At 55.2% G+C, this 25880-nt stretch carries 25 protein-coding genes; 5 read left to right on the top strand and 20 right to left on the bottom strand.

What is annotated here, in order from left to right; genetic code table 11:
• Positions 1–124: 124 nt before the first annotated feature.
• The 4 genes from ACOT0L_RS20630 to soxR form a co-directional block, all read right to left on the bottom strand.
• The gene (locus tag ACOT0L_RS20630) at positions 125–1771 is read right to left on the bottom strand and encodes a Na+/H+ antiporter (protein WP_022646758.1); all 1647 of its coding nucleotides are present in this window, start codon (positions 1769–1771) and stop codon (positions 125–127) included.
• A 153-nt stretch (positions 1772–1924) separates the two neighbouring features.
• Entirely contained in the window at positions 1925–3274 is a 1350-nt protein-coding gene (gene ghxP, locus ACOT0L_RS20635; protein ID WP_022646757.1) for a guanine/hypoxanthine transporter GhxP, read from the bottom strand.
• Positions 3275–3571: 297 nt separating this feature from the next.
• Entirely contained in the window at positions 3572–4243 is a 672-nt protein-coding gene (locus tag ACOT0L_RS20640; protein WP_022646756.1) for a glutathione S-transferase family protein, read from the bottom strand.
• A 310-nt stretch (positions 4244–4553) separates the two neighbouring features.
• Positions 4554–5012 carry a redox-sensitive transcriptional activator SoxR gene (soxR, locus tag ACOT0L_RS20645; RefSeq protein WP_003860275.1) on the bottom strand — a complete coding sequence of 153 codons (459 nt, stop codon included), beginning with the start codon at positions 5010–5012 and terminating at the stop codon, positions 4554–4556.
• A 98-nt stretch (positions 5013–5110) separates the two neighbouring features.
• Here soxR and soxS point away from each other — a divergent pair, with 98 nt between their 5' ends.
• On the top strand, positions 5111–5437 hold the full coding sequence (soxS, locus tag ACOT0L_RS20650; RefSeq protein WP_003860277.1) for a superoxide response transcriptional regulator SoxS: 327 nt from the start codon (positions 5111–5113) through the stop codon (positions 5435–5437).
• Positions 5438–5443: 6 nt separating this feature from the next.
• Here soxS and ACOT0L_RS20655 read toward each other — a convergent pair whose 3' ends face one another.
• A complete protein-coding gene (locus ACOT0L_RS20655) occupies positions 5444–7009 on the bottom strand; it encodes an EAL domain-containing protein (protein WP_126504149.1) in 1566 nt (521 codons plus the stop codon).
• A gap of 265 nt (positions 7010–7274) precedes the next feature.
• Positions 7275–8675 carry a sensor domain-containing diguanylate cyclase gene (locus ACOT0L_RS20660; protein WP_126504147.1) on the bottom strand — a complete coding sequence of 467 codons (1401 nt, stop codon included), beginning with the start codon at positions 8673–8675 and terminating at the stop codon, positions 7275–7277.
• Between the two features lie 431 nt (positions 8676–9106).
• Here ACOT0L_RS20660 and ACOT0L_RS20665 point away from each other — a divergent pair, with 431 nt between their 5' ends.
• Positions 9107–9388: a YjcB family protein gene (locus ACOT0L_RS20665; protein ID WP_022646751.1), complete on the top strand. Its 282-nt coding sequence runs from the start codon at positions 9107–9109 to the stop codon at positions 9386–9388.
• Between the two features lie 60 nt (positions 9389–9448).
• On the opposite strand, the gene ssb1 is transcribed toward ACOT0L_RS20665, so the two are convergent.
• Complete coding sequence (gene ssb1 / locus ACOT0L_RS20670; RefSeq protein ID WP_003860284.1) at positions 9449–9973, bottom strand: single-stranded DNA-binding protein SSB1; 525 nt, start codon at positions 9971–9973, stop codon at positions 9449–9451.
• A gap of 251 nt (positions 9974–10224) precedes the next feature.
• Here ssb1 and uvrA point away from each other — a divergent pair, with 251 nt between their 5' ends.
• Entirely contained in the window at positions 10225–13047 is a 2823-nt protein-coding gene (gene uvrA, locus ACOT0L_RS20675; RefSeq protein ID WP_003860287.1) for an excinuclease ABC subunit UvrA, read from the top strand.
• Between the two features lie 3 nt (positions 13048–13050).
• On the opposite strand, the gene ACOT0L_RS20680 is transcribed toward uvrA, so the two are convergent.
• The 8 genes from ACOT0L_RS20680 to dnaB form a co-directional block, all read right to left on the bottom strand.
• Positions 13051–13404: an MmcQ/YjbR family DNA-binding protein gene (locus ACOT0L_RS20680; RefSeq protein ID WP_006810472.1), complete on the bottom strand. Its 354-nt coding sequence runs from the start codon at positions 13402–13404 to the stop codon at positions 13051–13053.
• Between the two features lie 2 nt (positions 13405–13406).
• A complete protein-coding gene (locus ACOT0L_RS20685; RefSeq protein WP_023305263.1) occupies positions 13407–13823 on the bottom strand; it encodes a secondary thiamine-phosphate synthase enzyme YjbQ in 417 nt (138 codons plus the stop codon).
• 112 nt (positions 13824–13935) lie between these two features.
• A complete protein-coding gene (aphA, locus tag ACOT0L_RS20690) occupies positions 13936–14649 on the bottom strand; it encodes an acid phosphatase AphA (protein ID WP_003860292.1) in 714 nt (237 codons plus the stop codon).
• Positions 14650–14916: 267 nt separating this feature from the next.
• Positions 14917–16110: an aromatic amino acid transaminase gene (tyrB, locus tag ACOT0L_RS20695; RefSeq protein WP_126504145.1), complete on the bottom strand. Its 1194-nt coding sequence runs from the start codon at positions 16108–16110 to the stop codon at positions 14917–14919.
• Between the two features lie 71 nt (positions 16111–16181).
• A complete protein-coding gene (locus tag ACOT0L_RS20700) occupies positions 16182–17195 on the bottom strand; it encodes an AAA family ATPase (RefSeq protein WP_126504143.1) in 1014 nt (337 codons plus the stop codon).
• On the bottom strand, positions 17192–17749 hold the full coding sequence (gene pnuC / locus ACOT0L_RS20705) for a nicotinamide riboside transporter PnuC (RefSeq protein WP_032627030.1): 558 nt from the start codon (positions 17747–17749) through the stop codon (positions 17192–17194). Before pnuC ends, ACOT0L_RS20700 begins: the two co-directional genes overlap by 4 nt.
• 21 nt (positions 17750–17770) lie before the next feature.
• A complete protein-coding gene (gene alr / locus ACOT0L_RS20710; protein WP_126504141.1) occupies positions 17771–18850 on the bottom strand; it encodes an alanine racemase in 1080 nt (359 codons plus the stop codon).
• A 16-nt stretch (positions 18851–18866) separates the two neighbouring features.
• The gene (gene dnaB / locus ACOT0L_RS20715; protein ID WP_003860298.1) at positions 18867–20279 is read right to left on the bottom strand and encodes a replicative DNA helicase; all 1413 of its coding nucleotides are present in this window, start codon (positions 20277–20279) and stop codon (positions 18867–18869) included.
• A gap of 66 nt (positions 20280–20345) precedes the next feature.
• Between dnaB and ACOT0L_RS20720 the strand changes: the two genes are divergently transcribed.
• Complete coding sequence (locus ACOT0L_RS20720) at positions 20346–21329, top strand: quinone oxidoreductase (RefSeq protein WP_022646744.1); 984 nt, start codon at positions 20346–20348, stop codon at positions 21327–21329.
• Between the two features lie 185 nt (positions 21330–21514).
• Here ACOT0L_RS20720 and pspG read toward each other — a convergent pair whose 3' ends face one another.
• The 4 genes from pspG to ACOT0L_RS20740 form a co-directional block, all read right to left on the bottom strand.
• Complete coding sequence (gene pspG, locus ACOT0L_RS20725) at positions 21515–21757, bottom strand: envelope stress response protein PspG (RefSeq protein WP_017382623.1); 243 nt, start codon at positions 21755–21757, stop codon at positions 21515–21517.
• 136 nt (positions 21758–21893) lie between these two features.
• Positions 21894–22889, bottom strand: coding sequence for a tRNA dihydrouridine(20/20a) synthase DusA (gene dusA, locus ACOT0L_RS20730; protein WP_003860304.1), 996 nt, complete (start codon positions 22887–22889; stop codon positions 21894–21896).
• Positions 22890–22971: 82 nt separating this feature from the next.
• A complete protein-coding gene (traF, locus tag ACOT0L_RS20735) occupies positions 22972–24258 on the bottom strand; it encodes a conjugal transfer protein TraF (RefSeq protein ID WP_227414713.1) in 1287 nt (428 codons plus the stop codon).
• Positions 24259–24450: 192 nt separating this feature from the next.
• A complete protein-coding gene (locus ACOT0L_RS20740) occupies positions 24451–24939 on the bottom strand; it encodes a cupin domain-containing protein (RefSeq protein ID WP_126504151.1) in 489 nt (162 codons plus the stop codon).
• Positions 24940–25056: 117 nt separating this feature from the next.
• Between ACOT0L_RS20740 and zur the strand changes: the two genes are divergently transcribed.
• Positions 25057–25569, top strand: coding sequence for a zinc uptake transcriptional repressor Zur (zur, locus tag ACOT0L_RS20745; RefSeq protein ID WP_006810484.1), 513 nt, complete (start codon positions 25057–25059; stop codon positions 25567–25569).
• A gap of 48 nt (positions 25570–25617) precedes the next feature.
• Here zur and ACOT0L_RS20750 read toward each other — a convergent pair whose 3' ends face one another.
• Complete coding sequence (locus ACOT0L_RS20750; RefSeq protein WP_003860314.1) at positions 25618–25827, bottom strand: CsbD family protein; 210 nt, start codon at positions 25825–25827, stop codon at positions 25618–25620.
• Positions 25828–25880 lie beyond the last annotated feature (53 nt).

The raw sequence follows: 25880 nt of genomic DNA on the forward strand, positions 1-25880 counted from the left end.
CCGGAGGGGCGAGGGGATTGCTCAGTGCTCGCATTAATTTGTGGGGATCCCTCAGCCCATAGGGAGAGGGAACCGATCGAGCACGTAGGCCCGGTAAGCGCAGCGCCACCGGGCAATTACAGCGCTACTGATTCTCTATCAACAACGCTTCCAGCAGATCCAGATCGTGCAGCAGCTTTTGCAGCGTCTCGTTGCTGATCTGCCGCGTCGCGCGCAGGTGATACAGCTCGGCACGCTCGGAGCGCAGCGCCGCCAGGCGGAAACGGCGCTCGAGGTTCTCTTCCTGCAACGAACTTTCCACATCGTTACGTCCGTCAGCACGGCGACGCAAATTACCGATCACGCGTGAACTGACTTCCTTCAGCAGCTGGTTATCAATGTTCTCTTCGGCATCGGCGGCCAGACGCTCCTCCATCTTCTCGATGGCGACAATCGCTACTTCCGCCGTCGCCGCACGGGCAATCCGCTCTTCCTTATGCTGCTGCGAGGTGTCACCCGCATCAATATGCTGCAGCAGAATCGGCAGCATAATTACGCCGACAAACAGGGAGAAGAGGATCACGCCCGCCGCCAGGAACACCAGCTCGTAGCGCGCCGGGAAGACGTCGCCCGTCGGCAGAAGCAGAGGAATGGAGAGCACACCAGCAAGGGTGATCGCCCCGCGAACGCCCGCGAAAGAGGCAATCAGCAGCTCGCGCGTGGTCCAGGAGCCGAACTCCATCGGCTTTTTGGTCAGGAAGCGAACGCTGAACTTCTTCATCGTCCACAGCCAGCCGAAACGCACCAGCATCAGCGAAAGGTAGATGAGTACGATATCGGTAAACAGCATCCAGACTTCAACGTTTGGATCCGCTTCGGCCGCTATCAGCGAAGATTCCATAATGCCCGGCAGTTGCAGGCCCAACAGCAGGAACACCATGCCGTTAAAGACAAACTCGAGCATCGCCCAGGTACTGTTCGCGCGCAGACGCATCGCCAGTGGCGCCCGGCGCATCACGCCGGAGCGGGTGATGGTCATCCCCGCAGCTACCGCCGCCAGAATGCCCGACACGCCGATATGTTCGGCAATCAGGTAAGAGGCGAACGGCAGCAGGAACAGCAGGACGATCTGCGTCGCCGGTTCATCGCCGCCCCAGCGGCTGAGGAAGCGCAGCGAACGACCGTACAGCCAGCTTACAACAAAGCCTGCGAGGATACCGCCAATAGCCACCTTGAAGAATTCGAGGGTTGCACCGCCGACGGTAAAGACCATGGTGCCCATGGCTACCGCCACGGCAAACTTCAGGGCGACCAGGCCGGAAGCGTCGTTCATCAGCGCCTCGCCCTGCAAAATGCCCATGATTTTCTTAGGAATGCGCCCTTCGCCCACAATGCCGGACAGCGCCACGGCGTCGGTCGGCGACAGCACGGCAGCCAGCGCAAAGGCGGGTATAAGCGGGATCCCCGGTACGGCCCAGTAGATCAGGAAACCAATCCCGACCACGGTAACGACCACCAGCGCCAGCGCCAGACCGAAGATCTCTCGCCCGTGCTCAAGAAATTCGCGCGTCGGCGTTTTCCAGCCATCGGCAAACAGCAGCGGCGGGATAAACAGCACGAGGAACAGTTCCGGATCGAACTCCACGTGCAGACCGAACGTCGGCCACGCCAGCAGCGCGCCGATAGCTATTTGCATTAAAGGCAGGGGGACCTGGAAGGGCAGTACGCGTGTAACCACCCCGGATAATGAGACCACAAGGGTCATGATGAGTATTGTGAAGAAAATTTCCATGCGTTCCCTGTTTGCTGTGTTTCTTTTTAAGCCAAACCTGAGGCGTCGTGCCTCTTATTCTATCCTCTCCAGAGTAACGTAAAAGACAACGGGATGAGTCCTGAAAATAAAAACGGGCGGCCTGAGCCACCCGTTTTCGCATCAATGGATAACTTAAATTGCCCAGCCGCCCGCGTAGAACGCCACCAGCGCAACGGCGATGACAACGGTACCGATGTTCAGCTTGCGCCACTCACCGGAGACCAGACGCCCAATCACCAGCGAGGCGAAACCGATCATAATGCCGGTCACGATGTTACAGGTCAGCACGATAAAGACCGCGGTGATCAGACCGGACATGGCATCAACAAAGTCAGCAAAGTCGATTTTCGCCACGTTGCTCAGCATCAGCAGGCCGACGTACATCAGCGCAGGTGCGGTCGCGTAAGCTGGCACCAGATAAGAGAGCGGAGAGAGGAACAGGATCAGCAGGAACAGTACGCCAACGGTAATAGCCGTCAGGCCGGTTTTGCCGCCTGCCGCCGTACCCGCTGCGGACTCAATGTACACTGCCGCTGGCGCTGCACCCACCAGGCCAGAGAAAACGCTGCTCAGGGAGTCGGTGGTCAGCGCTTTGCCGCCGTCAATGATCTGGCCGTCTTTGTCCAGCAGGTTAGCCTGCCCCGCCACCGCGCGGATGGTCCCGGTGGCGTCAAACACCGCGGTCATTACCAGCGCCAGCACGCTTGGCAGGATCACCGGGTTCAGCGCGCCCACAATATCCAGGCTGCCAATCAGGGAGTTACCGTTGTCATCGCTCAGCGACGGCATGGCGAAAATCCCGGAGAAATGAACGGACGGGTCGAAGATCAGACCGACGATGGACACGCCGATAATGGTCAGCAGAATGCCGCCCGGCACTTTCAGTTTTTCCAGGCCAATGATCACCGCCAGACCCACCAGCGACATAATTACCGGGAAGCTCGCGAAGTTACCCAGCGCAACCGGCAGGCCGTCCAGCGGGTTCTTGATGACCAGACCCACGCCGTTGGCGGCAATCAGCAGCAGGAACAGGCCGATGCCGATACCGGTGCCGTGCGCCACGCCCTGCGGCAGGTTGCGCAAAATCCAGCTACGGATGCCGGTAGCAGAGATCACGGTGAACAGTACACCCATCAGGAACACCGCGCCGAGCGCTACCGGGACGCTGATATGCTGGCCCAGCACCAGGCTGAAGGCGGTAAACGCGGTCAGGGAGATGGCGCACCCGATCGCCAGCGGCAGGTTCGCCCACAGGCCCATCACAATCGAACCCACACCCGCAACCAGGCAGGTGGCAACGAAGACCGCCGCTGGCGGGAAACCGGCTTTGCCGAGCATGCCCGGCACCACGATGACGGAGTACACCATCGCCAGAAACGTCGTCAGACCGGCAACAACTTCCTGGCGCACGGTGCTGCCGCGAGCAGAAATTTTAAACATGGCGTCAAGTGAACCGCCGGTACGCGCAGATGGCGTAGACATAGAAAACATCCCCTGAAAATTTTTATTGAAAGTCCGTAAGCGTGGTGGAGACTCCACTGCCAGCGAAACGTCAAATCCTTGTGCTGCGTTTGCGACGAAAGGGGCGTCACAAAAAAAGCAAACGTTTAGCTCCGCGCTTACAAAACGGGTGGTCAAATGTAGGCAAACGATTATCTAGCCTAATACCCGCCCTTTTCAACTGAACTTTCTCGTTTTTCGCTAAAATTGCCTCATGACGATGAAGAATTAAGCAGAGGATGCGCAAACGTTATCGTCCATGCGCAATTTCGTTACATTTCATCCCCCGCCGGGTATCGTCAGCGGGCCGCCTTTCGCAAGCGTTGTCTGCCAGCCCGGACGTGCCTCCACTCTCTGTTTCCACGCCGCTATGTGGTCGAGATTGTCGATGCCGCCTCTCGCCAGCAGGGCGAAGAGGGGAAAACTCATCTGGATGTCCGCCATGGTCAGCGTGTCGCCGGCAAACCAGCTGTTTTCGGCAAGATGATCGTTAATAAAGCGCGCATGCGTTTCCAGCTGGCGGTTGAGATACGCTTTTTGCACCCCCTGCCCCAGCGCCTTACCCAGCGTGCGCAGGCCAAACGGGACGGGGGGTTTGCCGAGGCTGTTAAATACCAGCTTCATTAACAGCAGCGGCATCAAAGATCCTTCGGCGTAATGCAGCCAGAAGCGATACTGCACTTTATGAGCGGGATCTAACGGTTTGAATCGTGACGCCGAATCGTACGTTTCCTGAAGATATTCCAGAATCGCGCCTGATTCAGCCAGAACCAGTCCGTTATCTTCCAGTACCGGGGATTTTCCCAGCGGATGCACTTTTTTGAGCGCGTCTGGTGCGAGCATGGTTTTTTCGCGCTGGTAGCGCACAATCTCATATGTCAGACCCAGCTCTTCCAGCGCCCAGAGGACGCGATGGGAACGAGACTGGTTAAGGTGGTGGACCGTTAGCATGATGTTCTCCGGTGATTCATACTTTTTAACTATAGAAAACTGAACAACTTCACGAAAAAAATTCGGCTAAAATCTCATCATCTCCGGTGGCAAAAACGGCGGCCGGGCATAGAATTAAAGTGTCAGTACAAACCGGAACCTCCTCCATAAGCTCGACACGAGGAGTACTGATGTCGGGGGAAACCCTCCCGTGAGCCAGCGGGATAGAGAGAAAGACAAAGACCGGAAAAAACTAAAGCGCCCTTAGTGGCGCTTTAGTTCTTTATGCTTGTTGCCGGGTGGCGGCTGCGCCTTACCCGGCAAACACCTTTCAATCCTCCTCCAGCAACCGCGCCCCTGTTCCCTGCTCGCCCAGCCTGTCACCCGGGTTACGCAGCGGACAATCACTACGTGATAAACACCCGCAACCAATGCAGCCATCCAGTTCATCGCGCAGGGCCACCAGCGTGTGAATACGACGATCCAGTTCTTCTCGCCACTGGGACGACAGCTGCTTCCACTCTTTCGCGCTCAGCGAGTGCCCTTCCGGCAATACGCCGAACGCGTCGCCGATGGTAGCCAGGGGGATGCCGATACGTTGCGCAATTTTGATAATCGCCACGTAGCGGAGCACATCGCGGGTATAGCGCCGCTGGTTTCCGGCGTTACGGATACTTTTTATTAACCCTTTGCTTTCATAGAAGTGGAGCGCCGACACCGCCACGCCGCTTCGTTTCGCCACTTCACCTGGGGTTAACAGCGCTTTGATGCGCGGTAATCTCTTTTCCATAAAACCTCTTTACCTCAAGTTAACTTGAGGAATTATACTCCCCCGCAGAGAAAACGACGAATCAACTAGGACAGATGTCTCCACAGAGGGGTAACCTTATGTCGCATCAGCAAATTATTCAGACGCTTATTGAATGGATTGATGAACATATCGACCAGCCGTTGAACATTGATGTGGTCGCTAAGAAGTCGGGCTATTCGAAATGGTATTTACAGAGAATGTTCCGCACCGTAATGCATCAAACGCTGGGTGACTACATTCGCCAGCGCAGGCTCCTGCTGGCGGCGCAGGCGTTACGCTCAACGCAGCGGCCCATTTTTGATATCGCAATGGATCTGGGCTATGTGTCGCAGCAGACCTTTTCCCGCGTCTTCCGCCGCGAGTTTGACCGTACGCCGAGCGACTACCGCCATCAGCTCAATTAATGCGTGTTAACGCAAGGGTTGCTGCTGCCAGGCCATAAATGCCTGGGGCGGCATCGCTTTCGCGAAGTGCCATCCCTGACAATACTGCACGCCACGCTTCAGCAGCCAGCTCACCTGCTCCCCCGTCTCGACCCCTTCCGCAATGGTTTTCAGCCGCAGGCTTTGCGCCATCTCAATGATGTGCTCGGCAATCAGGTGGCTGGTGCTGTTGGTGGTTAAGGTATCGATAAAAGATTTGTCGATTTTCAGGATATCGACGTTCAGCGAATAGAGGTTATGCAGGTTAGAGTAGCCGGTTCCGAAATCATCAATCGCCACTTCATACCCCGCCTGGCGAAACGCCTGAATGACCGGCGTGGTTTTCGGCACGTCAATAAACCCCCGCTCCGTCACCTCAATTTTTATTTGCTGCGCGCGAACCGAGTAAAAGCGGGCTTTGTCGGAGATCAGGGCGATAAGACGCGAAGAGTGAAAATCCGACGCCGACAGGTTAATCGAGACATACAGATCGGGGTGAGCGGCAAGAAAATGCCCCAGATCGGTGAACACCTCCTCCACGACGTAATCCGTAATGCGCTCAATCATCCCCTCTTTTTCGGCCAGGGGAATAAATTCCGCCGGGCTCATAACCTGACCGTTGAATCCTGGCCAGCGCAACAACGCCTCTGCTCCCACGCACTGGTTATTTTTTATATCAATAATGGGCTGATAATGGACGCACAGCTGGCGTTTGTTTAGCGCCCGGTGCAGAAGTCGGCCAGGCGAATTGAATTCACGGTGTGTTCGCGACCACACCAGCAAAATAATAATGCTGCAAATCATCCCCAGCGGTAGCGTCAGAGTAGCCTGATGATAAAGCGTTTTATAAAAACGGGCATTGGACGTTGAAACAATAGCCGCAATGGGACGCTGCTCAGATTTCACGATCGTATAAAAACGGTCGCCTTTCTGAAAAGTCGTTTCCTGATGTCGGAGCATCGAATGCAATAAAGAAATATTGGCTTTCTGACTCACAGAAAAGAATGCATTGCTGACGGTGTCATACACTCCCCACGACAGGGAACGATCGTCTGACATCACCTCACTGTACGAAAGCGGGTTGACCACTGCGACATAATTTCCGCGCTGCATATATATCATTTTATAACCATTAAAAAATGGCGTATCGCGAAAATAATAGATAGCAACGTCGGGTTTACGTGTGTAATTGGCAGCGGGGATGATGTAAGGATGATCCGGCGTAAAAAGGGTCGAGCAGAGAAAGTCCTGGCCTTCAGCATAAATTAAATCGGCAACAAAAAGGCGACCGCGGGAAACGTTCAACATATATTGACGATGCTCCGGCGTACACACTTTACCCTGATATTTTTCCGCGTCTTCCCGGGCCATATCAACCTGTTGAATAACCCGTTCAGTTTTGTTTAAAGCAAGTTCAGCAAACGTGCGCAGCTGAGCGCTGATTTCCGACACGGCTCTAAGCTGGGCAAACCATAGCGCAAGCATCACCGGCAGCATAACTACCATGATAATCCCGACCGCTTTGAGCATTTTGCGCCGCGCGCTACGATTCATTTCCCGCTCTGTATCCCTGCATGTTGTACGCCTGTAGCAATGAAGACCGGCTGCTTTGATAAACAGGTGATTACGTTGCATGAATCATGGGAAGTTAGCAACTGACTTTTGGTATTAAAAATCCTAAAATTCGTGATGCCGATAATATTTTCCCGTAAGCCAAACTAAAAGTATTCATTTCGTTTCTGATAAGGATAATAATTACCCGCGACAGGTGTGGAAAATTCGTTGGCTGAAATAGCCTGCTCTTTGTTCTTATACTGATTTATAAATAATCAGACGCCAGAACCGTTTTTCCTCTTCCCGTACGCTTGGCGTCATATAATGCCTTATCAGCACGCATCAGTATGGCAGAAGTATCCCGTTGCCCCTGACAGACTTCAACCACCCCGGCGCTGAAAGAGAGTACCAGCGTTTTATCGCCCACACGCAGCGGTTTTGAGATCAGCGCGGCACGCAGCCGGGAAGAGAGCAACGTAGCGGCCATACCATCCGTACGCGCCAGCAGAAGAACAAACTCTTCGCCCCCTACCCGTCCCAGTGCTGACCCGGCCGGGCTCACTTCGCGAATACGGTCGCAAAAGTGAATCAATGCCGCATCGCCAACCTGATGTCCCCACCGATCGTTGATCTGCTTGAAATAATCGAGGTCGAACATCAGGAGACAGAAATGGCTACTGACATCCTGCGGCGAACTGGCTGCCAGCGCCACTTTGAGCCGCTGTAAAATTGTCGAGCGATTCAGACAGCCCGTCAGATCGTCCGTGGTGGCTTTGACGGTCAGCTGCTGTTCTGCTTTTTTACGTTCGGTGATATCGAGGCCAATATTGAGAATGGAGTTATCCGGTAAAAGGATGTTTGACCAGAGGATGGTTAACGGCGTCCCGTCTTTACGCACCGGGTGCCATTCGTACATATCCTTAAGTGGTGCGAAACGAACCGACTCCTGCACGCGCTGTCGCTCCTCGGGATCCGGGTAAAACAGGGCCAGCGGATCGGGGTGCTCGCCGATTTCAGTCATACTCCAGCCAAAGACTTTTTCGCATTCGGCGTTCCACAATACACACCGGTTATGTCTGTCAAAGGCGTTCATCAATACCGGAGCACGTTCAAATAAAGTTTTATATTGCGTGACGACGCGCTGCATCTCTTGCGCTGTTTTTTCCCGCACGATGATGTCATCAAAATAATCTTTTAGCTTCTCGACCAATACCACCACGATATTTTTCAATATCGGCAACGAGGTCAGTTTTTCATTAAAAGCCAAAAAGAAATAACCACTGCACTGTCTGCCATGCGCTGAGAGTTTACACAGCACGCCGCTTTGCAGCCGCGCATAGCCCGGGTGCTGAGGGGAAAATACCGCCCGGCCAATATGCTCTTTCCAGTAGATAACGCGCCAGGCGCGGTGATGCCGCTGCAACAGGGTGCTGGCAAGAAAATCCGCCACGTTGAAGGCGTGACACGTCACGTCGCCGGCACAAACCACGCGCGGCCCGTCTGCGGATTCGACACTGACCCACGAGAGATTTGCCCCCAGTGCGCTGTTGATGATTTCCAGCATTTCAACCGGCGAACACTGCGCGTTGAGTTGTGGCATCAGCTTCGCCAGGGCGTGCAGAGCCTGCATGCTGTCGTTAATAATCTCGCGTCTTTTTTCTTTCATTATCTTTTCGCAGGTCATTAATCGAGAGAGCAACCGCAATAACTCATATCTGAATAAAAGAATAAGACCACGAAATCAAAGAGTATGCTGAGTGTTAAAAAAAAATAAAAATCCAAATAATTCAATGTGATGAATTATTTTTGCGGGTACATTTATTGTTCCACACAAGCATAATCCATAGACATACTGCTGTAAACGCTATACAGCCGAGGGTGTTTTGCAAAGGTTTTGCTATCTGAATGAATTAAAAATAAAAATTCCGGCTTAGCGCCGATCTGAACGAGGACGATATATTTTACCCGGTTATAAACCCACTTTTACCTCATACGATACTGGCGAATAAAACAGCAAATGTGATATAGTTCACACATCTTATGTAACGAGAAACATTGTTTCATTCCAGTTCGTCTGTTTTGTCGAGGATGGGTTTTATGGCAACCATTACCACCAGCATGGTGCTCCTGCGCTGGCCGTTGTTGAGCGCGGTTTTGATGTTCCTGGCCAGCACGTTAAACATTCAGTTCCGAAAGTCCGACTACGCAGGTCTTGCTGTGATTAGCACCCTGTTAGGGTTGGGTGCCGCATGCTGGTTCGCGACAGGTTTGCTCGGCATTACGCTGGTGGATATGGCCGCCGTCTGGGAAAACATTAAAGTGGTGATGGTTGAAGCCATGAGCCACACTCCGCCAGACTGGCCGATGGTGATTACCTGATAGCCTGTTATAAAAAACCCAGACATTGTCTGGGTTTTTTGTGTTTCACGCGTCTGGATATCAGAACGGGATATCGTCGTCGAAGTCCATTGGCGGTTCGTTAGACGGTGCCGGAGCAGACTGCTGCTGCGGACGAGACTGCGCGCCGCCGCTGAACTGATTGCCGCCCTGAGGCTGTTGAGGCTGACCCCAACCGCCCTGCTGCTGGCCGCCACCTGCCGGTGCGCCACCGCCCTGACGACCACCCAGCATCTGCATGGTGCCGCCTACGTTGACCACCACTTCCGTGGTGTATTTTTCCTGACCGGATTGATCGGTCCATTTGCGGGTACGCAGCTGGCCTTCGATATAGACCTGAGAACCCTTACGCAGATACTCACCGGCCACTTCAGCCAGTTTGCCAAACAGCACAACGCGGTGCCATTCGGTCTGCTCTTTCATTTCACCGGTCGCTTTATCACGCCAGGATTCGGAAGTAGCCAGCGTAATGTTGGCAACTGCGCCACCACTCGGCATGTAGCGTACTTCCGGGTCCTGGCCCAGATTACCGACGAGAATCACCTTGTTTACGCCTCTGCTGGCCATGTTCGTGTCTCCTGAATACGTTTCTTAATAGTGTAAACGCGCGAGTGTACCATTTCCATGCGACACTTTGATAGTTGCGTAGCATGTTCCAGAGTTCTCTAGCGGACTCGACATTGTTACACAGTGAATCAGAAAATGCATTCCAATACTGTATATTCAAACAGGTCATTTTGTGTCATAATTAGCCGTTTCTGACAGCCGTTTGTCCTTCAAACAAATCAGGCAATCCGTGTTCCAACCGGGAAAGGTGAATGGATAAGATCGAAGTTCGGGGCGCCCGCACCCACAATCTCAAGAATATCAACCTCATAATCCCTCGCGACAAACTCATCGTCGTGACCGGGCTTTCGGGGTCTGGCAAATCCTCACTGGCTTTCGACACTTTGTATGCCGAAGGACAGCGTCGTTACGTTGAATCGCTCTCGGCGTACGCGCGTCAGTTCCTGTCGCTGATGGAAAAACCGGATGTCGACCACATTGAAGGGTTGTCTCCTGCTATCTCCATTGAGCAGAAATCCACATCGCATAACCCGCGTTCTACGGTCGGTACCATTACCGAAATCCATGACTACCTGCGTCTGCTGTATGCGCGCGTGGGCGAGCCGCGTTGTCCGGATCATGACGTTCCGCTGGCGGCCCAGACCGTCAGCCAGATGGTGGATAACGTGCTGTCTCAGCCGGAAGGCAAACGCCTGATGCTGCTGGCGCCAATCATTAAAGAGCGTAAGGGTGAACACACCAAAACGCTGGAAAACCTGGCAAGCCAGGGCTATATCCGCGCCCGTATCGATGGCGAAGTGTGTGACCTGTCCGATCCGCCAAAGCTGGAGCTGCAAAAGAAACACACCATCGAAGTGGTGATTGACCGCTTTAAGGTACGTGAAGATCTGGCGACGCGTCTGGCGGAATCCTTTGAAACGGCGCTGGAACTGTCGGGCGGCACGGCGGTGGTGTCAGACATGGACGATGCGAAAGCGGAAGAGCTGCTCTTCTCCGCCAACTTCGCCTGCCCGATTTGCGGCTACAGCATGCGCGAGCTGGAACCGCGGCTGTTCTCGTTCAACAACCCAGCGGGCGCGTGCCCGACCTGTGACGGCCTCGGCGTTCAGCAATATTTCGACCCGGACCGCGTGATCCAGAACCCGGAGCTGTCGCTGGCGGGTGGCGCCATTCGCGGCTGGGATAAGCGTAATTTTTACTACTTCCAGATGCTGAAATCGCTGGCAGAGCACTATAAGTTCGACGTTGAAGCCCCGTGGGCCAGCCTCAGCGCGAACGTACATAAAGTGATCCTGTTCGGTTCCGGCAAAGAGAACATCGAGTTCAAGTACATGAACGATCGCGGTGACACTTCCGTGCGTCGCCACCCGTTCGAAGGGGTGCTGCACAACATGGAGCGCCGCTACAAAGAGACCGAATCCAGCGCGGTGCGTGAGGAGCTGGCGAAGTTCATCAGCAACCGCTCCTGCGCCACCTGCGAGGGTACACGTCTGCGTCGCGAAGCGCGTCACGTGTTTGTTGAAAACACGGCGCTGCCGACCATCTCAGACATGAGCATCGGTCACGCAATGGACTTCTTCAACAACCTGAAGCTCTCCGGCCAGCGCGCAAAAATCGCTGAAAAAGTGCTGAAAGAGATCGGCGATCGCCTCAAGTTCCTCGTGAACGTCGGCCTGAACTACCTGACGCTTTCCCGATCGGCTGAAACGCTCTCCGGCGGTGAAGCCCAGCGTATCCGTCTGGCGAGCCAGATTGGCGCGGGCTTAGTCGGCGTGATGTACGTACTGGATGAGCCGTCTATCGGCCTGCACCAGCGCGACAACGAACGCCTGCTCGGCACGCTGGTTCACCTGCGTAACCTTGGCAACACGGTGATTGTGGTTGAGCACGACGAAGACGCCATTCGCGCCGCAGACCACGTGATCGACATCGGCCCGGGCGCTGGCGTGCACGGCGGACAGGTGGTGGCAGAAGGGACGCTGAAAGACATTATGGCGGTGCCCGAGTCGCTGACCGGCCAGTACATGAGCGGCAAGCGCAAAATTGAAGTGCCAAAACAACGCGTGGCGGCGAACCCGGAAAAAGTGCTGAAGCTAACCGGGGCGCGCGGCAACAACCTGAAAGACGTGACCCTGACGCTGCCTGTCGGGCTGTTTACCTGCATCACCGGCGTGTCCGGTTCCGGTAAATCGACGCTGATCAACGATACACTGTTCCCGATTGCGCAGACGGCGCTGAACGGCGCGACGCTGGCCGAGCCTGCACCGTACCGCGACATTCAGGGGCTGGAGCATTTCGACAAGGTTATCGATATCGATCAGAGCCCGATTGGCCGCACCCCACGTTCCAACCCGGCGACCTATACTGGCGTCTTTACGCCCGTCCGTGAACTCTTCGCGGGTGTACCGGAAGCGCGTTCGCGCGGCTACACGCCAGGACGTTTCAGCTTTAACGTGCGCGGCGGCCGCTGTGAAGCGTGCCAGGGCGACGGCGTAATCAAGGTTGAGATGCACTTCCTGCCGGATATCTACGTGCCGTGCGACCAGTGTAAAGGCAAGCGCTATAACCGCGAAACGCTGGAGATTAAGTACAAAGGCAAGACCATCCACGAAGTGCTGGATATGACTATCGAAGAGGCGCGCGAGTTCTTTGACGCCGTCCCTGCGCTGGCGCGTAAGCTGCAAACCCTGATGGATGTTGGTCTGACCTATATCCGTCTGGGGCAGTCAGCGACAACGCTGTCCGGTGGTGAAGCGCAGCGCGTGAAGCTGGCGCGTGAGCTGTCCAAACGCGGAACCGGTCAGACGCTGTATATTCTGGACGAGCCGACCACCGGCCTGCATTTTGCGGATATCCAGCAGCTGCTGGACGTGCTGCACCAGCTGCGCGATCAGGGCAACACCATCGTGGTGATTGAGCACAACCTGGACGTGATTAAAACCGCGGACTGGATTGTCGATCTCGGCCCGGAAGGCGGCAGCGGCGGCGGTGAAATCCTCGTCTCCGGTACGCCAGAGACTGTTGCAGAGTGCGAAGCCTCGCACACCGCGCGCTTCCTTAAACCGTTGCTGTAATCGTTACACGGAGAGCTGCTGTCGGATCGTTTCCGGCAGCAGTTCTACCGCCTGTTGATACGACGCATCTACCAGGTAGTAAATTTGCGAATCTGGCAGCGAGCCGTCGAGAAACACCGTACTCCAGTGTGCTTTATTCAGATGCTTGCTTGGCCTGACATCATCGTGCTGCTGGCGCAGTAAGTCGGCCAGTTCAGGACTGGTTTTCAGCGATGCCGCAGGACGTCCCTCCACCTCTTTTACCATCGCGAACAACACATCACCCACTTTGATCTGCGTGGCTTTCCAGTCGCTGTGAACGCTCTGTTCTGCGCCCGGCTTGCTCATGCAGTACTGAAGTATCTCCGAAATTGTCATCTTTATTCCCCTTGTAGCGTTGCGATAATTTTACGCGAACCACCGTGAATGCGATGTTCTCCCAGCCAGATCCCCTGCCACGTTCCCAGCAGTAGCCGTCCGTTGTGGACCGGCAGCATCAACGAGACGCCCAGCAAAGAGGATTTGATGTGCGAAGGCATATCATCCGCCCCCTCGTAATCATGGTCATACGGGGCGTTATCCGGGACGGTTTTCAGAAAATGCCGCTCCATGTCAGACCGGACGGTGGGATCGCAATTTTCATTGAGCGTGAGAGAAGCAGACGTGTGCTGAAGCAGCAGATGCAGCAAACCCGTTTTGACGCGCGACAGGTCGCGGATTTGCCCGATGACTTCGTCCGTCACCAGGTGAAATCCGCGTGGTTTTGCGCTTAAGGTCAGGGTCTGTTGATACCACATGTGCTGCTCCGTGTTGAAAGATGAATCTTTCTAAGTGTGCAGCAAGAAAGCGAAAGGTAAAACCCGCGCGGAGAGATTTGCTTAAAAAAGCATTCACCCCGCCGTTAATGCATCAGTATTCGGAGTTAACGATCACCTCTTCACCAAATTTTCCGGCCATTGGCAGCGGCCGGTAGGTGGAGTTCGAGGCGCGTAACACCCGGATGCCTCTGGCTCCCACATCGTGCGCCGCGGTGATGTCGTTATCTGAATCACCGTAGAACACCTTGATATTTTTCTTTTCCAGCCACTGGGTTTTGGTGTTTTGCCCTTCCTGGTCCCCGGCAAAAATGACCGGATTCATGCTGGCCGCCGGGATCAGAAAATCATCCTGTAGCGTTTTCGAGACGGTTTCGGTTTTGGTCTGGCTACGTCCTGTCACGAAGTAAATGCTGTCGCCGCGCTTTACGTGCATGGCGATCAGCGCGCGGGCAACCTCTTTCGGGATACTGAACTCATCCCAGCCGTTGTTCATCTTTTCCCAGAATTCCGGGTTTTTCAGATAGGCTTCGCTGTCCGGGGAGTACGTTTTTTTGCCGCGCCAGAAACCGGGGCTGGAGAAGAGAACGGTATCGTCAATATCGAAGCCCACGGCCATCGGCGGGCGACCCGTCAGGCTGTTTTCGATTTGTGCCACTGAAACCCAGTGAATGGGGGCCTGTTCGGCAAGAATGGCGGCGGTGGTGCCGGTATAAAGCGGCGTGGGTGCAGAAGCCCGCGCAACAACGGTACTATTAAGCGAGAACAATAAGCAGGCGGCGCTGAGCGCCAGTGTGATCTTGCGCATGTTTTCCCCTGAATATTCAGTTTGTTATCTTTTTATTTTGAGCGGATGGTCAAAAACTATCCGACCATAACCCCAGCGGGAGGGGAAGAAAAGGAGTTTTTACTTATGAAGCTGAATAAAAAGAAGACGATCACAAAGCGCAGAAGAAACGTGTAGACCCGGTAAGCGAAGCACCGCCGGGCAATGACTGGCACCGGCGCGAACAAAAAAGCCGGGTGGCGGCTGCGCCTTACCCGGCCTACATATAGCATGCAAGTAAGTGAATACTTACATTACGGATGCAAACGCCTGCGCCACGCGCTGGACGTTGCCAGCATTCAGCCCCGCCACGCACATACGGCCGCTGGCGATCAGGTAGACGCCGAACTCTTCCCGCAGGCGATCGACCTGCGCCGCGCTCAGTCCGGTATAGCTGAACATCCCGCGCTGCTTGAGAAGATAATCAAAGTTATGTCCAGGCACGGCCTCTTTCAGAACGTTAACCAGCTCCTGACGCATCGACAGGATGCGCTCACGCATCGCTTCCACTTCCGCAAGCCAGGTGGCTTTCAGTGTTTCGTCACCGAGAACTGTCGCCACCACCTGCGCACCAAAGTTCGGCGGGCTGGAGTAGATACGGCGGACCGTCGCTTTCAGCTGACCGAGTACGCGTCCCGCGGCTTCGGCGTCTTCACACACCACGGACAGACCGCCGACGCGCTCGCCGTAGAGGGAGAAGATTTTTGAGAAAGAGTTGCTGACCAGCGCAGGCAGACCCGCGCTGGCAATCGCACGAATGGCGTAGGCGTCCTCCTCCATGCCCGCCCCAAAGCCCTGATAGGCGATGTCGAGGAACGGGATCAGGTTACGCGCCTTCAGTACCTCGATCACCGCATCCCACTGGGCATTGGTGAGGTCCGCACCGGTCGGGTTATGGCAGCACGGATGCAGCAATACGATACTGCGCTCCGGCAGGGTGTTCAGTTTTTCCAGCAGCGCATCAACGCGTACGCCGTTGGTTTCGCTGTCGAACCATGGATAGGTCGCAACCTTAAAGCCCGCGCCTTCAAAGATGGCCACGTGGTTTTCCCACGTCGGGTCGCTGACCCACACGCCGGAATCCGGGAAGTACTTTTTCAGGAAATCTGCGCCTACCTTCAGCGCACCCGAGCCACCCAGCGTCTGGATAGTCGCCACGCGCTTTTGCGCGAGCACCGCGTGATCCGCACCAAACAGCAGCGGCGCAATGGTATTACGGTAGGTATTTAACCCTTCCATCGGCAGATAAAGCGAAGCCCCGTGCGGGGTTGCGTTAAGACGCGCTTCGGCTTCGGCAACGGCTTTCAGTTGAGGAATGATGCCGTCCTCGTTGTAATAAAGACCGATGCTGAGGTTCACTTTGTCGCTGCGAGGATCTTCTTTGAAACGCTCCATCAAGGAGAGGATAGGGTCGCCGGCGTAGGCGTCTACTTTCTGAAACACGCGATGTTCTCCGGATTATTATGAGGCAGGATTTTCAACAATAAACCGGAAGCAGGAGAAGGTCGAGAAGGTTATGAAAACCGTTTCTGGATATGCCCACGAATTTGTTCGATACGTTCAGACGTCGACCCTGTGACGCGTAAATACGGGATATTTCGGCGCGCCAGTTCAGCGATATACCACGACTGCTGCCTGCGGCGAAACGCCGCGCCTTGCCTGGTACCGTCCTGTACAAAGGGAAATTCATCGCCGCACAGTACAACCAGCGAGTAGTCCCGCCCGGCTAAGTCGTACAGCGCCTGAGGCGCCGAGCCATACTGGTCGAGGGTATAAAACAGCGTGGTTAAGGGCGACGTATCACAAATCAGATAAGGCGCCGTGCTGGCTGCGTCCTCACGCCGCACCTGCTCGCGCGCAATATGCAGGAGATCGTCGCATTCCAGTACTCCGTTCTTTTCTTCCCAGTATTCGCGCCCGAACTCAGCGACATAGGGCGCGTTAAGCGCTGCTGCCAACGCCCGGGAAAGCGTGCTTTTGCCCGTCGACTCGCCGCCCAATAAGCAAATTCGAAAGACAAAACTCCGGTAAACCTCCGCCGAGAGCATCTCGCGGTAGCGATGAACATCAGAGCGAATAAGCGTTCCTGAGGGCGCATCAGGGCCCTCCGGGCGCTGAAGCCGCACGTGCGTGACCGGTTTGCCAAAACGCTGGCTTAATACGCGGGCAAAGCCATCGCCGTAATCCTCCGCAGTGAATACGGCGTCCGGTCGGCAGTGAAAGAAGCGTTCGCACAGGGTAGCCACGTAGTGTCGGTGGCGATCGGCATCTGCGTCGTTGGGCGGCGGCGGTTCAATATCATGGCCCGCCGCGATCTCTGGCGAAAACACCAGGTGACGACACCGCGGGAAACGCGTCTGTAGCCAATGAAGGCGCTTTTCGGGTTCGCACCCCGGCATTTCCGGTAGCGAATAGCTGATGATAAACACCGTCTCGCACCGGGCAAGCGCAGCGTTGATAAGCAATTCATGTCCTGCGTGTAAGGGCGCGAACTTGCCGACAATCAGACCCTCTGCGTAAGGTTTCATCGCGCGCGGATCTCCTTACGCCATTGATATAAACCGTGCCAGGCGTTAAACCAGAACACCAGATACAGAACCGCGGTCAAATGCAGGCCCCTCATCGCATACAGCGGCACGGCAAGGGTATTGACGGCAAGCCAGACGTACCAGTTCTCCAGGCGTCGGCCCATAAGCATGAACTGCGCCAGGATGCTGAAAGTTAAAATGATGGAGTCCAGCCAGGGCGCCCAGGCGTTGGTATACCGATGCAATAAAAGCCCGTACAGCGCCGCTACTGCCACGGCACAGGCCAGCAGAAGGAGAAAATGTCTGGGGTGGGTTCGCCGCACCGGCAATACCTCTCCGCGGTTTCCTTTCAGCCAGTGCACCCAACCCGTTATGCTCGTGATAATGAAAAAGAGCTGTAGGGTAACATCGGCATAGAGCTGCACTGAATAGAAGACCCAGGCGTATAGCCCGCTGCCGAGAATACCGATCCACCACGTGTTGATATTGTTTCTGGCCGCCAGCCAGACAGAGAGCGCATAGGCCAGACAAGCAGCCATTTCAGATGGTGACATATCCCTTCCCGGATACTGTGATTAGTCGACGTATTTCATCGCTACCCTTGAGGTTAGGCGCGTGATAAGTTCGTAAGCACTCACTTTTGTTATTTCAGCAATACGCTCTACCGGCAGGCCTTCGCCCCACATCACCGCATCGTCACCCGCTTTATCCTGCGCGTCGGGTCCCAGATCGACACAAACCATGTCCATCGCCACACGGCCGACAATCTTCACTTCGCGACCATTGACCAGTACCGGCGTACCCGTTGGCGCGGCGCGCGGATAGCCGTCGCCGTAGCCCATCGCTACCACGCCAAGCCGCGTGTCGCGCTCACTCGTCCAGGTGCCGCCATAACCTACCGGCTCGCCTGCTTTGTGCTCACGCACGGCAATCAGCTTTGAAACCAGCGACATCACCGGCTTAAAGCCGAAGTCCGGTCCCCAGGGTTTGTTCTCAAGCGGGGAAACGCCATACAGGATAATCCCCGGACGCGCCCAGTCGAAGTGCGACTGCGGCCACAGCAGAAGGCCGCCAGACGCCGCAATGGAGCGCATCCCCGGTTTGCCTTCGCAGAAGGTGGTGAAGATATCAAGCTGCTGTTCCGTTGCGCCGCATTCAGGCTCATCGGCGCGGGCAAAGTGGCTGACGATATTCACCGGCTGACGCACGTTCTGGCACTGGCACAGCCGCTGATAAAACGCTTCGGCATTCTCCGGGCGCACGCCCAGGCGGTGCATGCCCGTGTCGAGCTTCATCCACACGGTGACCGGCTCGCTCAGTTCGGCCGTTTCCAGCGCGGCCAGCTGTTCTTCGTTATGCACCGCCGTGTGCAGGTGCTGATCGGCAATGGTCGGCAGGTCCGAGGCTTCAAAAAAGCCTTCGAGGAGCAGAATCGGTTGCGTAATTCCACCTGCGCGCAGGCGGAGAGCTTCTTCGAGACGGGCGACGCCAAAAGCGTCGGCATCGGGGAGCGTTCGCGCGGTCTCAAGAAGACCGTGTCCGTAAGCGTTCGCTTTCACGACTGCAACGAGCTTACTGGCGGGCGCCAGTTCTCGCAGACGTTGCAGGTTGTGTCGCAGAGCGCGGCGGTTAATCACAACAGTTGCCGCTTGCATTTGAATTCCTTAGAAATTACTCATCATCATATTGAGGACCGGCATAGTTGTCGAAACGCGACCACTGGCCGTTAAAGGTCAGACGTACCGTACCGATGGGGCCGTTACGTTGCTTACCAATAATAATTTCGGCGATCCCTTTCAGATCGCTGTTCTCGTGATAAACCTCATCACGGTAGATGAACATGATTAAGTCGGCATCCTGCTCGATGGAGCCGGATTCACGCAGGTCGGAGTTGACCGGGCGCTTGTCTGCACGTTGTTCCAGAGAACGGTTTAGCTGCGACAGCGCCACCACCGGCACGTGCAGCTCTTTGGCTAACGCTTTGAGTGAGCGGGAAATTTCGGCAATCTCCAGCGTACGGTTGTCGGAAAGCGACGGAACGCGCATCAGCTGAAGGTAGTCGATCATGATGAGACCGATACCACCGTGTTCACGGGCGATACGGCGCGCGCGGGAGCGCACTTCCGTCGGCGTCAGGCCGGAGGAATCATCAATATAGATGTTCCGTTTTTCCAGCAAAATCCCCATGGTGCCGGAGATCCGCGCCCAGTCCTCATCGTCGAGCTGACCGGTACGGATGCGGGTCTGATCCACGCGCGACAGGGATGCCAGAGAACGCATCATGATCTGTTCTGAGGGCATTTCAAGACTGAAGATAAGAACCGGTTTATCCTGCAACATCGCCGCGTTTTCGACGAGGTTCATCGCAAATGTCGTTTTACCCATCGACGGACGCGCCGCGACGATAATCAAATCCGATGGCTGAAGACCTGCCGTTTTCTTGTTGAGATCGTCATAACCGGTGTTCACCCCCGTCACGCCATCGTGCGGCTGCTGGAAAAGCTGCTCAATACGCGCAACGGTGGCGTCGAGCACATCGGCGATGTTTTTCGGGCCTTCGTCTTTGTTCGCACGGCTTTCGGCGATTTTAAAGACGCGGGACTCGGCAAGATCAAGTAGATCTTCGCTGGTGCGCCCCTGGGGATCGAAACCGGCCTCGGCGATCTCATTCGCCACCGAGATCATCTCGCGGACAACGGCACGTTCACGGACGATATCAGCGTAAGCGCTGATGTTCGCGGCACTTGGCGTGTTTTTTGACAGTTCTGCCAGATAGGCAAACCCGCCGACACTGTCGAGCTGTCCCAGACGCTCCAGCGATTCTGCGAGTGTAATCAGGTCGATCGGGCTGCCCGACTCCTGCAAACGCGCCATTTCAGTAAAGATGTGGCGGTGCGGGCGGGTATAGAAGTCTTCCGCAACAACGCGCTCGGCGACGTCGTCCCAACGTTCGTTATCCAGCATTAAACCGCCCAACACCGACTGTTCCGCTTCAATCGAGTGCGGCGGGACTTTTAACCCGGCGACCTGATAATCACGTTCACGGGGTTCAGTCTGTTTGTTGAAGGGTTTGTTTCCTGCCATAGTGAATGGAGTTACCGAGATAAAGAGTGGGTCGAAAGATTACCATAATTTTCTAACGGAGGGAGCATGGCAACACGCATTGAGTTCCAGAAACATGGCGGGCCAGACGTACTGCAAGCCGTGGAGTTTACCCCCACGGCACCTGGCGAGAACGAAATCCAGGTTGAAAACAAAGCGATCGGCATTAACTACATCGATACCTATATTCGCGGCGGTCTCTATCCGCCTCCGTCGATGCCGAGCGGACTGGGCACCGAGGCGGCCGGTATCGTCAGCAAGGTGGGCAGCGCGGTTAAGCACATTAAGGAAGGCGATCGCGTGGTGTACGCGCAGTCGGCGCTGGGCGCTTACAGCTCCATCCATAACGTTCCGGCCGAGAAAGCGGCGCTTCTGCCAAATGCGATCGGCTTCGAGCAGGCTGCCGCCTCATTCCTGAAAGGGCTGACGGTCTATTATCTGCTGCGCAAAACCTACGAAATTAAGCCTGACGAGCAATTCCTGTTTCACGCAGCCGCAGGTGGCGTAGGGCTGATTGCCTGCCAGTGGGCGAAAGCCCTGGGGGCGAAGCTGATCGGCACCACAGGCAGCGCGCAAAAAGCGCAGCGCGCGCTGGACGCGGGCGCATGGCAGGTGATCAACTACCGGGAAGAGAGCATCGTTGAGCGGCTGAAAGAGATCACTGGCGGCAAAAAGGTACGCGTGGTGTATGACTCGGTGGGGAAAGACACCTGGGAATCTTCGCTGGACTGCCTGCAACGTCGCGGGCTGATGGTGAGCTTCGGTAACGCCTCCGGGGCTGTCACCGGCGTGAACCTGGGCATTCTGAATCAGAAAGGGTCGCTGTATGTCACCCGCCCTTCCCTGCAAGGTTACATCACTAATCGGGAAGAACTTGAGGAAGCCAGCAACGAGCTGTTCTCGCTGATCGCCAGCGGGGTGATCAAAGTGGATGTGGCAGAAGCGCAGAAATATCCGCTGACCGATGCGCAACGTGCGCATGAGGTGCTGGAGAGCCGGGCAACCCAGGGCTCAAGTCTGTTAATTCCCTGAGCCATAAAAAGAAATTGGGCTTCCCATGGGAAGCCCTTTCTTTTTTTTAGTTCGGCTGTATGTAGGGTACAGCTCGATGAATTCTTTAGCGGCAGCCATAGTGACAGATTCGATAAGTAAATCCTATTCTGTTCTAAAGATTGCTGCCGGAAAAGTTGCAGGTATGTGACGTACCCCTCAATACCTTAGTAACGGAAGCGGTTATTACGCTGATAAGTCGGCAGTTTTGGTGATTTAATCGCCCGTATGGCCCATACCACCGCAATCGCCAGAAGTAACCACGGCAAGAGTTTAATCGTCAGGGCAAATAATCCGCCGACAAACATCACCACCGTGGCCACAACGAGCGCGGCCAGAATACCGAGCAGCGACACGCCCGTGACCATCAGCATGATAAAGAAGCCAATCACAAAAAGTAGTTCCAGCATGGTGCTCTCCCACGAGTTCCCGAATGATGCTGCGATCATTACAAGAATCATGCCAAAAATAAGTTGTTGTTCTGAAAGCAAAACGCCCCGCAATGTGTTGCAGGGCGTGGCGTATTTGACCATCTTTTAGCGAAATTTAACGTTTATCCGCAACCAGACGCAGCGCGTGTTCCAGTACCTCAATATCCGCACCGGCTTTATGCGCGTTCTCGCTGAGATAACGACGCCACTGGCGCGCGCCAGGAATGCCCTGGAACAGGCCAAGCATATGGCGGGTAATGTGGCCCAGATACGTACCATGACTCAGCTCGCGCTCAATGTACGGATACATGGCGCGCACTACGGCCACGGGATCGGTGTCAGCACCCTCAACGCCAAAGATTTCCCGGTCAACCGTCGCCAGAATGCCCGGATTCTGATACGCCTCGCGTCCGACCATCACGCCATCCATATGTTCGAGGTGCGCTTTGGCCTCGTCCAGCGACTTAATACCGCCATTGATCGACATGGTCAGGTGTGGGAAGTCGCGTTTCAGCTGGTACACGCGCGGGTAGTCCAGCGGCGGGATCTCGCGGTTTTCTTTCGGGCTGAGGCCTGAGAGCCAGGCTTTACGGGCGTGGATGATAAACATCTCGCATTCACCCTTCCCTGATACCGTGTTGATGAAATCACACAGAAACTCATAGCTGTCCTGGTCGTCTATGCCGATACGGGTTTTGACCGTGACCGGGATAGAGACGACGTCGCGCATCGCTTTGATGCAGTCCGCCACCAGGTGCGCATTTCCCATCAGACACGCGCCGAACATGCCGTTTTGCACACGGTCGGACGGACAACCGACGTTGAGGTTAATCTCGTCATAGCCGCGTTCTTCGGCCAGCTTCGCGCACTGCGCCAGCGCAGCCGGATCGCTGCCACCGAGTTGCAGCGCAACCGGATGCTCCTCTTCGCTGTACGCCAGATAGTCGCCTTTGCCGTGAATAATTGCGCCGGTAGTGACCATTTCGGTGTATAGCAGCGTATGGCGGGAGAGCTGACGCAGGAAATAGCGGCAGTGTCTGTCCGTCCAGTCGAGCATTGGCGCAATGGAGAAACGATGTGCAGGGAAAGCGGTCTGAAATTCTGACGACATGGCGAACTTTTAAGCATCTGGTGGAAAAGGGGCGCTACTATAGCACAAAGAAAAGCCGGAGGCGCAGCGCCTCCGGTGTACTTTAGAACGTCATGCTCAACTGTGCCCCTGCGCCCCAGGTCTCGTCTTCGCCATAAAGCCCCATCAGGTCAACGTGGACGGAGTTGAACGGCGCGAAACCGACACCGCCGGTAAAGACGTTGCTGTCGTTCCCTTTCATATCCGCACGATAACCGGCGCGTACTGCCAGCCAGCTCAGCGGCGTGACTTCGGCACCGACGCCAACGTACTGGGAGGTGTCTTCGCTTTTAAAGCCCTTGGTTTCGGTCAGATCGCCATCTGCGGTCAGCGTGACCAGATCGTTGTGCCAGGCGGCCCCGGCAGTGACCAGCGGACGGATCTGATAGGTGTCTTTATAACTCACCACCTCTCCCGTGCGCCCGTTGCGAATGCGGATATCTTTGGTATCGATATCGCGCGACATCAGGTTTTGCCCGCTCACGCCGACCGTCCAGTTTTCACCGAAATCAGCAGCAATACCGGCATCGACGTTGAAGCCAGTGTCGTCGGTACGGTAGCGGCTGTCGTTCCACTTATTACTGTCGTAATCGTAGATTGAGGTAGTGTAGTTATAGAGCCAGGTTTTTTGCAGCTTCGGCGTGACGCCAACGGAAACCGGAACGCCGCCAAGATCGAACTGACGGGCTACCGCAATACCGTAGTCGGACACAATCGCCGCCCGACCAGACGCCGTAGAGTTAAGGTTTTTGGTGATCTGATCGGAACCGTTTAGCGCGGCATCCAGCGCCACACCGGCAGCCACCGCATCGCTTCGTTGTATACCGCGCAGATAATCAATGTCCTGCTGATCGATTGAAGAGCTGACGCGGCCATGTGCATAGCCTTTTGCCATAAAGGCCACGGAAAGTACATCGTTAGGGATACTGACGGCAATCCCCGCCCCTGCGGTGGCGTGTGCGGTTTTGCCTTTCAGGTAGTCCAGCTCATCAGCGAGATCTTTCGCTGCGCCCTGGAACTGATTGATCGAACCTAATGGATTCGTGATGATATCAATGGGGGTCAGACTATCAACCACGTCCTTGTAATGATTGATTTTATCGTTAATGGTATCAATCTCGTCCTGAAGATTGTCTTCATCGGTCACCTGCACGCCAACGGACGGCAAAATGACCGTCACATCATCCTCGGGCTTAGATTTTGCCAGTAACGCGGGGTTGATTAACGCCCCGCTGCCATAGCTGCCTGCTGCCACGCCCGTGCCGCCCATTGCGTCACTACGCGCTTCCGTCCAGGTATTGGCTGCTCCCGCCTGATTTGCCATAAAAAAGGAGACAGCGATGCTAACCATCGAAAATTTAAAATGTTTTTTCACAGTGTGCTCGTAAATAGTTTGTTATTAGTTAACCCTGTCTGTTATCACCCAAACAGGAACGAACTATTGCTGTGAATAAGTACAAAAAGACCCGCTATTTCCCTAAGTTAAATTCCATCCCGGCCTGTTCTAATGTGTGACGACCATCAATATTTATAGAAGAGGAAATTATTTTCGCCCAGGTTTTCCATCGTGCGGGCCAAAAAACTGAGGCGGATGGTCTACCCAGTGGTCTTCGCGCGTCACGGCATACACCGGATTGAGGGGATAGTAGATGCGGTTATGTTTTTTATTAGCCTCACCCACCACCAGTAAGCGCACCTCTTCATCGGTGTTGTTGATAAAGGTATGGCACCCCCCCGTGCCGGCAGGAAATCCCACGCTGTCTCCGGGTTCAAGCTTCCACAGATAACCATTGATCCAGGCCTCAGGGTAACCCTCCAGAACGTAAACAAACTCCTCTTCGTCGCTTTCCGCATGCGGATAAGAAGTACGGCGTCCGGGCGGCAGCCGTTCATGGTGAATACCAATGCGGCCGAGACCCAGCTTGCGGGCCAGCGGCGCGCCAATAGAAAACCGTTCATTGCTGTCCGGATACGTTGCGTCATCGGCGCCTTCCACGTCCCGCCAGTGCCGAATACAGTCAGGTCTTTTCATCATGCGATCTCCCGATTTGCGATGCGTCAGGTATAGCACAGCCCGGCGGATCTCGGTGTTTTTAGCAGAACATGATAAAGTGAGGGTTTTCTACCCTTTTCACATCCGAGGTGCCCGATGGACAAGTCCACAAAAGAGCTGTTAGCGCAAGCTGAAAAGCTGTGCGCGCAACGCAATGTGCGCCTGACCCCGCAGCGCCTTGAGGTACTGCGTCTGATGAGCCTGCAACAGGGTGCCATCAGCGCTTACGATCTGCTCGACCTGCTGCGTGAAAGCGAGCCGCAGGCAAAACCGCCGACCGTCTATCGGGCGCTGGATTTTCTGCTGGAGCAAGGGTTTGTGCATAAAGTGGAATCAACAAACAGCTATGTGCTGTGCCATCTTTTTGACCAGCCTACTCACACGTCCGCCATGTTTATCTGCGATCGCTGTGGCGTGGTGAAGGAAGAGTGTGCGGAAGGTGTGGAAGATATTATGCATACGCTGGCAGCCAGAATGGGCTTTGCGCTGCGCCATAACGTGATCGAAGCCCACGGCTTATGTTCTGCCTGCGTGGAGGTGGAGTCATGCCGTCATCAGGATGCCTGTCAGCACGATCACTCTATCCTGGTGAAGAAAAAGCCGCGTTAAGGCCAAAGAAAAAGGCGGCTCATGGCCGCCCTTTGGGGATAGTGCCGGTTACCAGCGGTAGTCGTTACGGGTTTCCCAGTCTTTGACTTCGTTTTCCGCCTGATCTTTTTCGTAACCGTAGCGCTCCTGGATTTTACCTACCAGCTGATCGCGCTTACCTTCAATGACGGTCATATCGTCATCTGTCAGCTTACCCCACTGTTCTTTCGCTTTACCTTTGAATTGCTTCCAGTTGCCGCCGATTTCGTCTTTATTCATAATCGTGTCCTCGTGTTAAGCGTCTATGAGTGTCGTCCGCTTCGTTCTATTCT

This window comes from Enterobacter cloacae complex sp. XAL002, from assembly GCF_049236805.1.
GTDB lineage: Bacteria > Pseudomonadota > Gammaproteobacteria > Enterobacterales > Enterobacteriaceae > Enterobacter > Enterobacter intestinihominis.